Genomic DNA, 12,674 nt, shown 5'->3' with positions numbered 1-12,674 from the left:
CTATTTTAAAATGAAACAATTAAAAACTCTTTTATTAGCAACTGCATTATGTATTGGAACTGTAAGTTTTACACAAGCCCAAAGTAAGATTGCACATATAAATACACAAGAATTAATTACGGCTATGCCTGCTATGAAAGCTGCACAAACGCAATTAGAAACCTTAAGTAAAACATACCAAGCAGATTTGCAAACAATGGGTAAAGAATACCAAACGAAAGCCCAACAATACGAATCTGAAGCGCCTTCAAAAACAGATGAAGAAAACTCTAAAAGAGGACAAGAATTACAAACAATGCAACAAAACATCCAACAGTTTCAAGGTCAAGCTCAAAAAGACCTTCAAACCAAAGAAATGGATTTATTACAGCCTATTACAGAAAAAGCTAAAGCGGCTATTTTAAAAGTTTCTAGAGCTCAAGGTTTTGACTATGTTCTTGATACGGCTCAAGGTGTTACTATTTTAGCAGATGGTAAAAACTTATTGGATGATGTTAAAAAAGAGTTAGGTATTTAAATTATCCTTTTTGCCTAAACGCTGAGAAACTTGTATTAAGAAGTAATGTCAGAAAAGAAAAAAGAATCTTAAACTATCACAAAAAGCTACTTTTAATTAAGTAGCTTTTTTATTTTTGTTGAATCATGAACAAACAGCCTATTGGTATTTTTGACTCAGGAGTTGGAGGCACATCTATTTGGAAAGAAATATATACACTCTTACCAAATGAAAACACCATTTATTTGGCTGATAGTGCCAATGCCCCTTATGGTATTAAGAGCAAAGAAGCCATACTACAATTAAGCATTAAAAACACCGAGTATTTACTCAATAAAGGCTGTAAAATAATTGTAGTAGCTTGCAATACTGCTACCACTAATGCTATAACCCAGCTTAGAGTTAAATTTAATGTTCCTTTTATAGGCATTGAACCTGCTATAAAACCAGCTGCTTTAAACTCTAAAACAAAAGCCATTGGTATTTTAGCAACCAAGGGAACACTCTCAAGCGAACTATTTCATAAAACCACCAATTTATACGCACAGGGTCATGTAGTTATAGAACAAATAGGCACCGGTCTTGTTGAGCTTATTGAGGCAGGAAAAGCTACTAATAAGGAAACAAGAAACCTTTTAAAACTATACCTAAAACCCATGCTAAATGCCAACATCGATTATTTAGTATTGGGTTGCACACACTACCCTTATCTTATTCCATTATTATTAGAACTACTACCAAATCATGTGAAAATAATTGATTCAGGGCTGGCTGTTGCTAAACAAACCAAAGCTATTTTAGAAAAACACGATTTATTAAATTCTCAAAATAGTACTTCAAAAAATATTTTTTACTCCAATGTGAACCCAAAAGTGATGACAAGTCTCTTAGGAAATAAGTTTAATGTTGAGTTTTTGAATTTTTAAAAGAAAGTTATTCGCTATTTTTAGCAACGTATATTATAAAAAATTCTATTCATAAAAAATCACGAAAACTTGTACGTTCTAAATTCATAGAACATAATAAAAGTAGCTGTTTTAATAACAATAGTATCAATACCTATTGTGCAAACAAACCCAAATAAAAAAATCACCTCAAGAAATAAACCTGAAAACTATTCTTTAAACCAACTGGAGTATTTTATATAATTATGAGCAATGCGGTCTATTTCACCTGAAATAAGCTCCTGGCTCACATCTTTTACTTTTTTAGCTGGAACTCCTGCATAAATACTGCCAGCCTCAACTCTGGTGTTTTTAGTGACTACTGCGCCAGCTGCAATAATACTATTACTTTCTACAACACAATCATCCATAATAATAGCTCCCATACCTACCAGTACATTATCATGAATTGTGCAACCGTGAACAATAGCATTATGGCCAATAGACACATTATTTCCAATATTAGTTGGCGATTTTAAATAGGTAGCATGAATAACAGCTCCGTCTTGAATGTTCACTTTATTTCCCATTTTTATGTAATGGACATCACCACGTATTACGGCATTAAACCATACGCTGCATTGGTTACCTAAAATAACTTCACCAACAATAGTAGCGTTTTCTGCAACGTAGCAGTCATCTGGTATTTGTGGAAATTTTCCCTTAACTGATTTTATAATTGGCATATTCCTATATTTGTTGTTATTTTTTTTGAAGTATTACAAGATCAATTCCCTACCTATAAATTGAAATTTTAGTATTAAAATCACCATTAAGGAAACCTAAAGTTCACTACTATCATACCACCCCCACAAACAAAAATTAAATATGTTAATTAACCGCAGGACATTTACAATCATAACGTACTTTTCTACAGTTAAAATTATACCCAAGTGTTAACTGATGAAATCCTCCACTTGAAAACCGTACGTTATTAGATTGGTAAGAGTAATTATAAGCAAACATAAAGTCTTTATAATCAATTCCTAAAATTGGTGTTATAAGTTGTAATTTTTGACTATTTATAGTATTATCAGTAATATTTCTAAATTCAGCACCATCTAAGCTTGTTCTATAGGATAATCCTCCCCAAATATTACCAAACTCCATACTTTTGTATACTTTAGCATTAAAATCTACAGTTGATTCACCAGTACCATCTTTGTATTGAAACATAACAGAAGGCTCATAACTAAAATCACTTCCTAAAGCTCCAAAAACACCTCCAACAGATAATAAATAGCGTCTTAAATTACTGGTTATTTGAATATCATTATTAATTCCAGAATTATTCAATACATTTTTAATAGTTGCATGAGCATAATAATCTAAATAATGATAGGAAAACCCAAAATCTAAATTAAAATTTGTTGCACTTTGAACTACTCCTGCTATTTCTGGATCAAAACCATCCAAAGTAAACGAAGTTTCATCCAATTGATATTGAATAAATCCTGCACTTAAACCAAAGGACAGCATATTTAAATCTACTTCACTTCTAGAAAACATTAAATGATGTGCATAGCTAAGGTAGGCTCCTTTTTGTGAATGATAGCCATTTTTATCTGAAAAAGCAATACCTCCTATTCCCGAATTGGACTCTCCTATTCTTCCATTTCCACTCAATGTTAAAAGCTTAGGAGCATTTTCATGACCAAACCACTGTTGGCGCGCAGTTAATCTAATTTTAGAGCAATTGGCTACACCAGCCATTGAAGGGTGTATTAAATAATAATTATCCGTTAAATAATCTGTATAAATGGGCAGTCCCTCTTGCGAGCTTATTGTTAAAGTGAAAAACACTCCAACAGCTAAAAATAATATGTATTTTGATTTCATTGGATTCACTTCTAAGTAGGTTTTCCGTATAATCTAAACGTCTTGGTTTATTAAAATCATACATGAGAAAACGATAAAGTTTTCGTATCATTTTTTAACATTTTCCAAGAGCAACTAAAGCCAAATATATGGATATCTAAAGTTATCTTTTAGTATTTTTGTCAAAAATTAGTTAAAATGAATACTTTTAAGGTTTCAATACAAGAAACTTCAAACAAAGCTATTGTTAAATTTGAAGTAAATGAATTTATAGTTAAGCATCAAAGCTATGAATTTAACAATATTGACGAGGCCAAAGCATCGCCTTTAGCCCAACAATTATTTTATTTACCTTTTGTAAAAAAAGTATATATATCAGGAAATTTTGTAGCAGTAGAACGTTATAATATTGTAGAATGGAGTGATGTTCAAAATGAATTGGCGGAGCAAATAGAATCTTATTTAAACAACGGAGGAGTGGCTATTGAAGACACTTCAGTTAGTAAAAAAGTTCCAATTACTATATATGCAGAAAGCACACCAAACCCTTCTGTTGTTAAATTTGTTGCTAATAAAAAATTAGTAACTACTCTCTTTGAGTTTACCTCAATTGATGACGCTAAACTTTCGCCTTTGGCCACTGAATTATTTCATTTTCCTTTTGTAAAAAGTGTATTTTTTGATGAAAACTATGTGTCTATTACAAAATATGAAGTTGCTGAATGGGATGATATCATCATGGAATTACGTGAATTTATTAGAACTTACATTGAAAACGGAAAAGAAATTGTTGCTCCTAATGCTGCTGAAACTTTAAAAAAATCTACAGAACAACTCGATAGTCATTTTGAGACTTTGGATGACACCTCTAAAGAAATTATTAATATTCTGGAAGAATATATTAAACCTGCCGTAGCTAGTGATGGTGGCAACATTCAATTTATATCATATAACCCTGATACCAAAAATGTGAGTGTAATGCTTCAAGGGGCATGTAGTGGTTGCCCATCATCAACCTATACTTTAAAAAGCGGTATTGAAAATATGTTGAAAGAAATGCTTAAAGGAAAAGTTGAAACTGTAGAAGCTATTAATGGCTAATATGTAAACTTGATTATTCGTGTGAATTTTTTATACTTTACAGTACTAAAATTACAGAAAATTTATCACTCACTAAAGATAATAGGGAGATGCTATAATACATTAGTAAACATACAATTTTTCTACACCAAAGACTTAAAACCCTCTCTAAAATAATAAAGGTACTAAGTAGGAGCACTTTAATAATGTCGCCCCCTTATTTAACTTAGAAAAAGCGTTCTTTAAAGAGCGCTTTTAAATTTATAAGTATTCTACCTTAAAATGTTATACTTTTTATATATTGTTGCTAAATAAGCAATACAAACGGAAAAAAATGAGCATAATTAGTATTTTATTAATTTTATTGGTAGCTATAGAACATTTTTATTTTCTGATATTAGAAATGTTTTTTTGGACCAAACCAAAAGGAATCAAGGCTTTTGGATTAAAGTCAAAAGAATTTGCAGAAGACACTAAAGTTTTAGCCGCAAATCAAGGCTTATACAATGGATTTTTATCTGCAGGATTAATATATTCCTTAATTCAAAATAACACAAGTTTCTCTGTTTTTTTTCTAATTTGTGTTATTATAGCTGGCATTTACGGTGCTTATTCTACCAATCAAATAAAACTGTTTTACGTCCAATCCGTACCAGCTATTATTGCATCAACTTCAATCATCATTACTTTAATGTGACATTAACATAAATTCATGTGTCCTAAAAAGTAAGAGAAAAACCTTAAATTTGTAACCTTAAATTAAAACACCTTAAATTAAAAAAGAAAATGAATTTAGAAAACATTGACACTGAAAAATGGCTTGAATTGGCTTTAGATTATGGACTTAAAGTTGTTGGGGCCATTATTATATGGATTATTGGCGCTTGGGTTGTTAAATCAATAATAAAAGGCACCAGAAAAATAATGACCAAAAGAAACTATGATGAAAGCCTTCAAAAATTTCTATTAAATTTATTAGGTTGGGTATTAAAAATTATACTAATCATTGTAGTATTAGGCACTGTAGGTATTGAAACCACATCATTTGCAGCTATTATTGCTGCGGCAGGTTTAGCCATTGGCTTAGCACTTCAAGGCTCCTTAGGTAATTTTGCGGGTGGTGTATTGATTATGATTTTTAAACCTTTTAAAATTGGAGATTTTATTAATGCACAAGGAGAGTCTGGTACAGTGAAAGAAATTGAAATCTTTACAACCAAATTAACAACACCAGATAATAAAGAAATTATTATACCAAATGGAAGCCTTTCAAATGGAAACATTACAAATTACAGCACTGAAGATACACGACGTGTAGATTTTACCTTTGGTGTAGGTTATGACTCTGATATTAAGAAAACCAAAGAAGTTATAGCTAGTGTTGTAAACTCAAACCCTTTAATATTAAAAGAGCCTGCGCCTGCTATAAACGTTTCTGAATTAGCAGACAGTTCCATTAACTTTTTCACAAGAGTTTGGGTAAAAAAAGAAGATTATTGGACCGTAAATTTTGATACAATAGAACGCACTAAAGAAGCACTTGATGCTGCAGGTATTGACATTCCTTACCCACATCAAGTAGAAATACAAAAACAAGGCTAATCATCACCTTTAAAATTTCGAAAATAATAGACCCTATTGCTACAAATGTGATAGGGTTATTTTTTAGATTTTAAGGCCACAAAATCCTTTAAATAATAAGGCTCAAAGTAAGCAACATCTTCAATGTCATTGTTTTTGTATTTATTATAAGCTAATAAGCCCATATTATTTGAAGATGGTAGTTTATTTTCAATGAAAACAGCATTGGGGTGTTTAATTAATTCTTTTGTTTTTTCAACACCATCACCAATAAAATAAACGCTGCCCTTTTCTAAAAAATCTCTAAAAGAAGTCTCGTCTAAAATTTGTGCTTCGGTTTGCCTAATTTGATTGTATTCAGTATCAAAAACAGCGGAATATACTTCCAAACGTCTAGCATCCAACATGGTCACAATAACACCTTGGTTACATTCTACTTGATGCGCTAAAGCTTCCAAAGTAGGTACTGAAATCAATGGTTTATCTTGTGCAAAACAAAGCCCCTTAGCCGTAGAAACACCAATACGTAACCCGGTATACGAACCTGGCCCTTTACTAATTGCTATAGCATCCAAAGCCTTTAAAGTTATTTCAGCTTCACTTAATACAGCATCAATAAATACATGAAGCTTTTCAGCATGTGAATATCCTTGGTCGTAATTTTCTTTTAAAACAACCGTTTTTCCATTCCGCGAAAGCGAAACAGAGCAATTTGTTGTAGCAGTTTCTATGCTTAATATCGTTATCAATAGCGTCTATTTAATTAATTGGACATACTCCTTACTAACACTTTTGTCATCCAAAATAAAGAATCTATAGTTAACTTATGAAATTCTTACTAATGATAGAATAACAAAACCATGATGGTATATAGGTTTATGTTAAATTTAAGAGTAAACAATTCTCGTAACAAACGAGAAGTGCAAATTAAAGAATATTTTTTTAATCTAAAGTTATTGGAATGCCATTGTAGAACTCTAAAAGTTTGGTTTTAAACACAAAATTAAACTTAGCATTTGCTAAGGATGACTGAGCATTAATAAGCCTGTTTTGTACTTGCTGAAATTCAAAGGAAGTCATAACCCCATTATTATAACTTTCTTTAGCAGTTCTAAAAGCTTCTTGCTGAGCAGTAAGTGATACTTCTGATGCTTGATACTGGTTTAATGCTGCTTTAGCATCCAAATAAGCGTTTTCAATGGTTGAAAATAAATCTTGTTTTGCTTGTTCTAAATCATAAGTTACACGTTCATTATTTATTACAGCCCTATTTACATTTACTTTATTTTTATTCCCATTAAAAATAGGAACACTAATACTCAAGCCTATATTATACCCTAAATTGTCATTAAATTGCTTACCATACCCGTTTGGAATAGAACTCACAGCGCCTGTATTTGGGTCAACAATAGTTCGTCTGTCTTTTTCACCTAAAGTATGTTGATAAGATGTTCCTAAACCTGCCCCTAAACTTACTGTGGGATAAAAAGCTGATTTAGCAATTTCAATATCCATTTCAGAATTCTCAATCCTAATTTCAGCAACTCTAATTTCTGGTCGATTTCCGACTGCTTTTTTAAATATTAATTCAGAATCATTGTATAATAATTCGACTGAAGACAAATCAATATTAACATCTTCAATATCAAATCCTTTATAAGTTACCTGCAATAATTGTGACAAATTTAAAAGTGCTAAATCAATCCCGTTTTGCGCCGTAATTAATCGTTCGTTATTACTTGCTAATTCAGCTTGAACGTTATACAAATCTGAACGAGGTCTGACGCCAGCATCTACTAATTCTTTAATATTTTCAATTTGTTCCTCCGAAACTTTTACTTGTTCTTCAGCAATTTTATAATTCTCCTTACTTAATAAAGCATTCAAATAACTGTTCACTACAAATAAAGATATATCATCTTTTAATTTTTGCAACTGGACCCTACTAGATTCTAACCCAAGTTCTGCTTGTTTATATAAATTAGTGTTTCTAAACCCATTAAAAAGTGTTACTCCAGCATTTATACTTAGACTGTTGCCAAAACTATTTCTAGAAATCCTACTTCCATCCTGGCCTATAAAAGATCCAAAATTAAAATTCCCTGAGGTTGAACCGTTGACACTTGGCAAAAAATTACCTTTAGCATTTGTAATATTTTCCTGAGCTAATTCGGTATCCAAAGCAGATTGCTTTATAGAAATATTATTTTCTAAAGCATGACTAATACATGCTTCTAATGTCCATTTTTTTTGCTGAGAAAACGACGAAATTGTCACAAAAAGAAAACACACTAAAAGACCATTTTTAAATTGTTTCATATTAGTTATTTCTATGTTTTTCATTCTCATCTTCATTGTCTGATGATGCTTTGTTCCATACTTTTATCTTATCGCCTTCTTTCACTCCTTCAATAATTTCAACATTAATCCCATCAGACAAGCCAAGCGTTACATCTTGCTTTTTATATTTGCCTTTACTTTCCAATAATTCAACAAAAGGTTTTTCTGTAATTCTATTATATTGCAGTAAAGCTTCTCTAATTGCTAATACACTGTCTTTACTTTCAATGTCTATTTCTGCATTTGCACTATAGCCAGCTCTAACATTAGTCGTACTATCTATGCTTACATTGGCTTTAACGGTAAACTGAACAGCTCCATTTTCTTCAACACCTCGAGGTGCAACAAAAGTTAGTTTTGCAGGAAACTCTTTATCGTTTATAGCTCCTAAAATAACTTTTATTTCTTTACCTTCTTTAAGCTTACCAACTTCTGCTTCGTCTACTTTTCCTTCAAAAATCATGAAACTCATATCAGCTATAATAGCAACCGTAGTACCTGCGTTAAAATTGTTACTTTGAATGACTTGATCACCTTCACGAACTGGAATTTCTAAAATAGTTCCAGCAATTTGAGCAATAATATTGGTATTTGCTGAACTTCCGCCGGAAATAGACCCGCGTTTAATAATTTGATAATCATTTTGTGCCTGAGATAGTGTTTCCTTAGATTGATTAAATGCCAATTCACTATTTTCAAAATCTTGTTTAGAAATCACTCCTTTTTCATAAAGCGATTTATTTCTTTCGTAAAGTACTTTAGCATTATTAAAAGACAATCTTGTTGAAGAAATTCTGCTATTTGCACTTACTAAACTTTGCTCATTTGGTACGACTCTAATTTTGGCAATTAAATCGCCTTTTTTAACAACATCACCCTCTTCTACAAGAATTTCATCTACAATACCTGAAATTTGAGGTTTTAATTCAATCTCTTCTTCTGGATTCAATTTTCCTGTTGCCACAGCTTTTGTATTAATAGATGTATAGAAAGGTGCTTCCACTTTATAGTCTTCAATATCCTTAGAGTTAGCATCTTTAAAATACTTTAATACAAACGCCAGTAATATGATAACGACTAATACTAAAATTATTTTTACTGTTTTATTCATTTGGTTATTCTATTTGATTATTCTATTCTTCTCTTAAAGCTTGAATTGGCTTAATGCTTGTGGCTTTGAATGCTGGTATTAATCCTATTAAAGTTCCTAAAACTATTAATATAATAAGCGACACAAAAACAATGGCAATAGACACTGAGGCATTGACAATAACGGCTTGGTCACCTTGCCCAAAGGCTGCATCTAATCCTATTAAAATCCAACCGCCTGTAATAATTCCAAATATGCCAGCAACTAATGTTAAAAATACAGCTTCAATCACAATTTGCCTTTTTATTTCAAAAGGTGTTGCCCCAAGTGCTCTTCGTATACCTATTTCTTTGGTACGCTCTTTAACAGTGATTAATAGAATATTACCAATAGCAAAAACTCCAGCTATTAGCGTGGCAATACCTACAAACCATGTTAAAAATTGCATCCCCGTTAAAAAACCTGTGACCTTTCCAAACTCTTTTCCTGCATTAGCACTACCTAATGCTCGATTATCTTCAGGGTGTATTTGATTAAGGTTTTTCAATAATAGTTTAACATCATTTTCAATTTGAACAATATCATATTCTGGTTTTCCTGTTATCATCATCCAGCCTATTTGATCGCCTATATTATAAATTTGTTGAAACGTTGTAAATGGAATATGCACATCAGTTGATGGTCCCATATTCATGGTTCCAACTTCAAATATACCTGCAACAGTAAAATTGATCCCATTGATATCAATGTACTCACCTATAGCATCTTCATCTTTTTCAAAAAGCTGCTTATAAGCATCTTCTGATATAATTGCTATTTTTTTTCTATTGTCAATATCATTTTGATTGATAAACCGACCATGTATAAGTTTTTTCTTTTGTAGTTGATCTAACAATGGATAATCTCCAGCCATTTGAAAACTTCCTGAAAGAAATTTTCTTGTAATAGTAGCACTCTGTTGACTTCTTGGAAGCACAAATTCAATGCCCTCTACATTTTCTTCTATTTTTTCAGCATCAGATAAAGACAATCTAACACGTTTACCTTCTTGAAATCCTTTAAATGGTTTGCTCGTGCTCTGCCCCCAAACAAAGACACTGTTGGTAGCAAAATCCCCAAATAATCTATTGAAAGAGTTCTCTAACCCTTTAGCAGAGCCCAATAAACCTATGAGTAATAAAATACCCCACCAAACACCTACCATAGTTAAGATAGACCTTAGTTTATTTTTATTAAAGCTATCAAAAACTTCTTGCCACGTATCACTTTCAAATAAAAATTTAAACATGCTTAATCATTTCTTAGTGCTACAATTGGTTTTATTTTAGATGCTTTTTTTGCTGGAAAATACCCTGCAATTCCTCCCGCTAACACTAAAGTTAAAGTGGCACCTATAACCAAACTATTGCTAACTCCAGGGTTCTTAATAAAATAATCTACCAAAATAGGTTCTACAAGTTCAATTACCCCAACTCCTAGTAACAACCCAACATAACCCGCTATGGCTGTAATAAGAATAGATTCAATTAAAATAATTGATACTATAGCTCTTGGAGTCGCACCTAAGGCTTTCCGAATACCAATTTCTTTGGTGCGTTCTTTAACTACAAAAATCATAATATTACTTACCCCAACAATACCTGCTATTAAAGTTCCAAATCCAATAACTAAAATAATAACAGTTAATCCAAAGGTCATTTGACTAATAGTCTTTGTGCCTTCAGCCATATTACGTACTCTTACAGCTCGTTGATCTGTACTTGCAACCGAGAATCTTTCTTTAAGTTTCCTTGTTAGTAATGAACTAAAAACCAATGCTTCGTCATAATTCATTTTAGGGTTATATGTTAAGTTGATTTGATTTATATAATCATTATTACCATAAACTTGCTGTGCCGTACTTATTGGCATGTATAGTATTCGTTCCTCATTATCATTTCCATCATCTGTAAAAATACCAACTACTTTATATAGAATCCCGCTAAGATTAATATACTTACCTAATGCAGTGGTATTTAAAAATAAATCTTCTTCAATTTTTTTCCCTATAACAACAACTTTGGTAGTATTTTGTATATCATTATAATTTACATAACGCCCTTCAATAACATTGGTTTTTTCAAGAAATTGATGGTCTGGATGAACCCCTAATAGATTATAACTCCCTTGTTCATTTCGAAAAGAAGCTTGAACATTTCTATAAATACGAGCTGTAATAAATTCAACTTTATCAGCAAATTCATCTTTTATATAATTGTAATCTTCATTTTTAAATTGAATTTGCCTACCAGACTGCAACCCTTTATAAGCTTTAGTTGTTCTTCCTGAATTTATATAAATTGAATTTGTAGCATCATCAGAAAAGGCTTCGGTAAAAGTATTTTGCAAACCATTGGCTATTCCAAAAAGTATAGTAAATAACAAAATGGCAAAGGTTACTGTAAAACCAGACAATAAACTTCTCGTTCTATTTTTATTAATGCTTTGAAAAATTTCCCGCCAGAGGTCTAAATCAAACATACTGCTCTGCCCTAACTTGATTTACTTTTACATCTTCAATAATAACACCATCTCTAAGTCTAACAATACGCTTACACATATTGGCAATATCTTCTTCATGGGTTACCATTAAAATGGTTTTTCCTTCATCATTTAATTGCTGAATAAACGCCATAATTTCATGAGAAGTTTTAGTATCTAAAGCTCCAGTGGGCTCATCTGCTAACAACAATTTTGGGTTAGCTGCTAAAGCTCGTGCAATAGCAACACGTTGGTTTTGTCCTCCCGAAAGTTCTTTAGGCAAGTGATGTGCCCATTTGGCTAAACCAACTTTTTCTAAATGAAAGAGTGCTTTCTCCTGTCGTTCCTTTCGTTTCATTCCCTGATAATAAAGAGGAAGTGCCACATTTTCCATGGCATTTTTATAATTTATAAGATTAAAAGATTGAAAGATAAATCCTAAAAATTTATTTCTATAAACAGCTGCTTTTTTTTCTGTAAGATCTTTAATAGGCAGTCCATCTAAAATATAATCACCTGCATCAGCTTCATCCAACATGCCTATAATGTTTAACAAAGTAGACTTACCTGAACCTGAAGACCCCATAATAGCTACCATTTCGCCACTTTGTATGGATAAATTAATACCTTTAAGAACATGCAAACTCGAATCTCCAATAGGATATGATTTATGAAGTTTATTAATTTCTAACATAATGTTTAATTGATGATTAATACTTAGACGCCAAGTAATGAATTTTGTTACAATTAGTAAAAAAATAAATTGTTAGTACAACACATTCTCATCAATTTACTTAACTGTAAG

13 protein-coding genes are annotated in these 12,674 nt (G+C 31.6%); 5 read left to right on the top strand and 8 right to left on the bottom strand.

The window, feature by feature from the left end:
- The first annotated feature begins 10 nt into the window (after positions 1-10).
- Together APS56_RS13115 and murI are read left to right on the top strand one after the other, a co-directional pair.
- The gene (locus APS56_RS13115; protein ID WP_054729089.1) at positions 11-517 is read left to right on the top strand and encodes an OmpH/Skp family outer membrane protein; all 507 of its coding nucleotides are present in this window, start codon (positions 11-13) and stop codon (positions 515-517) included.
- Positions 518-642: 125 nt separating this feature from the next.
- Positions 643-1,422: a glutamate racemase gene (gene murI / locus APS56_RS13110; protein WP_054729086.1), complete on the top strand. Its 780-nt coding sequence runs from the start codon at positions 643-645 to the stop codon at positions 1,420-1,422.
- 188 nt (positions 1,423-1,610) lie between these two features.
- Here the strand turns inward: murI and APS56_RS13105 are convergent, their stop codons facing one another.
- Together APS56_RS13105 and APS56_RS13100 are read right to left on the bottom strand one after the other, a co-directional pair.
- Entirely contained in the window at positions 1,611-2,126 is a 516-nt protein-coding gene (locus APS56_RS13105) for a gamma carbonic anhydrase family protein (protein ID WP_054729083.1), read from the bottom strand.
- A gap of 145 nt (positions 2,127-2,271) precedes the next feature.
- Entirely contained in the window at positions 2,272-3,279 is a 1,008-nt protein-coding gene (locus APS56_RS13100; protein ID WP_054729080.1) for a PorP/SprF family type IX secretion system membrane protein, read from the bottom strand.
- 177 nt (positions 3,280-3,456) lie between these two features.
- Here APS56_RS13100 and APS56_RS13095 point away from each other — a divergent pair, with 177 nt between their 5' ends.
- From APS56_RS13095 to APS56_RS13085, 3 genes are all read left to right on the top strand, one after another.
- Positions 3,457-4,359: a NifU family protein gene (locus APS56_RS13095; protein ID WP_054729077.1), complete on the top strand. Its 903-nt coding sequence runs from the start codon at positions 3,457-3,459 to the stop codon at positions 4,357-4,359.
- Positions 4,360-4,672: 313 nt separating this feature from the next.
- Positions 4,673-5,035 carry a DUF1304 domain-containing protein gene (locus APS56_RS13090; protein ID WP_054729074.1) on the top strand — a complete coding sequence of 121 codons (363 nt, stop codon included), beginning with the start codon at positions 4,673-4,675 and terminating at the stop codon, positions 5,033-5,035.
- Positions 5,036-5,124: 89 nt separating this feature from the next.
- The gene (locus tag APS56_RS13085; RefSeq protein ID WP_054729072.1) at positions 5,125-5,940 is read left to right on the top strand and encodes a mechanosensitive ion channel family protein; all 816 of its coding nucleotides are present in this window, start codon (positions 5,125-5,127) and stop codon (positions 5,938-5,940) included.
- A gap of 56 nt (positions 5,941-5,996) precedes the next feature.
- On the opposite strand, the gene tsaB is transcribed toward APS56_RS13085, so the two are convergent.
- The 6 genes from tsaB to APS56_RS13055 form a co-directional block, all read right to left on the bottom strand.
- Entirely contained in the window at positions 5,997-6,668 is a 672-nt protein-coding gene (tsaB, locus tag APS56_RS13080) for a tRNA (adenosine(37)-N6)-threonylcarbamoyltransferase complex dimerization subunit type 1 TsaB (RefSeq protein ID WP_054729069.1), read from the bottom strand.
- Between the two features lie 193 nt (positions 6,669-6,861).
- Positions 6,862-8,238 (bottom strand): TolC family protein, encoded by a 1,377-nt coding sequence (locus APS56_RS13075; protein ID WP_054731388.1) that lies wholly within the window; start codon positions 8,236-8,238, stop codon positions 6,862-6,864.
- Between the two features lies 1 nt (position 8,239).
- Positions 8,240-9,370, bottom strand: coding sequence for an efflux RND transporter periplasmic adaptor subunit (locus APS56_RS13070; RefSeq protein ID WP_054729066.1), 1,131 nt, complete (start codon positions 9,368-9,370; stop codon positions 8,240-8,242).
- 22 nt (positions 9,371-9,392) lie between these two features.
- Complete coding sequence (locus APS56_RS13065) at positions 9,393-10,637, bottom strand: ABC transporter permease (protein ID WP_054729063.1); 1,245 nt, start codon at positions 10,635-10,637, stop codon at positions 9,393-9,395.
- Between the two features lie 2 nt (positions 10,638-10,639).
- Complete coding sequence (locus tag APS56_RS13060) at positions 10,640-11,869, bottom strand: ABC transporter permease (RefSeq protein WP_054729060.1); 1,230 nt, start codon at positions 11,867-11,869, stop codon at positions 10,640-10,642.
- Entirely contained in the window at positions 11,862-12,563 is a 702-nt protein-coding gene (locus APS56_RS13055) for an ABC transporter ATP-binding protein (protein WP_054729057.1), read from the bottom strand. The genes APS56_RS13060 and APS56_RS13055 overlap by 8 nt, the downstream gene beginning before the upstream one ends.
- Positions 12,564-12,674: the final 111 nt, after the last annotated feature.

The sequence above is a fragment of the Pseudalgibacter alginicilyticus genome, assembly GCF_001310225.1.
In the GTDB taxonomy this organism is placed as follows: domain Bacteria; phylum Bacteroidota; class Bacteroidia; order Flavobacteriales; family Flavobacteriaceae; genus Pseudalgibacter; species Pseudalgibacter alginicilyticus.
Note: the sequence above shows the minus strand (reverse complement) of the source record. Positions and strands in the feature narration are given on the sequence as shown.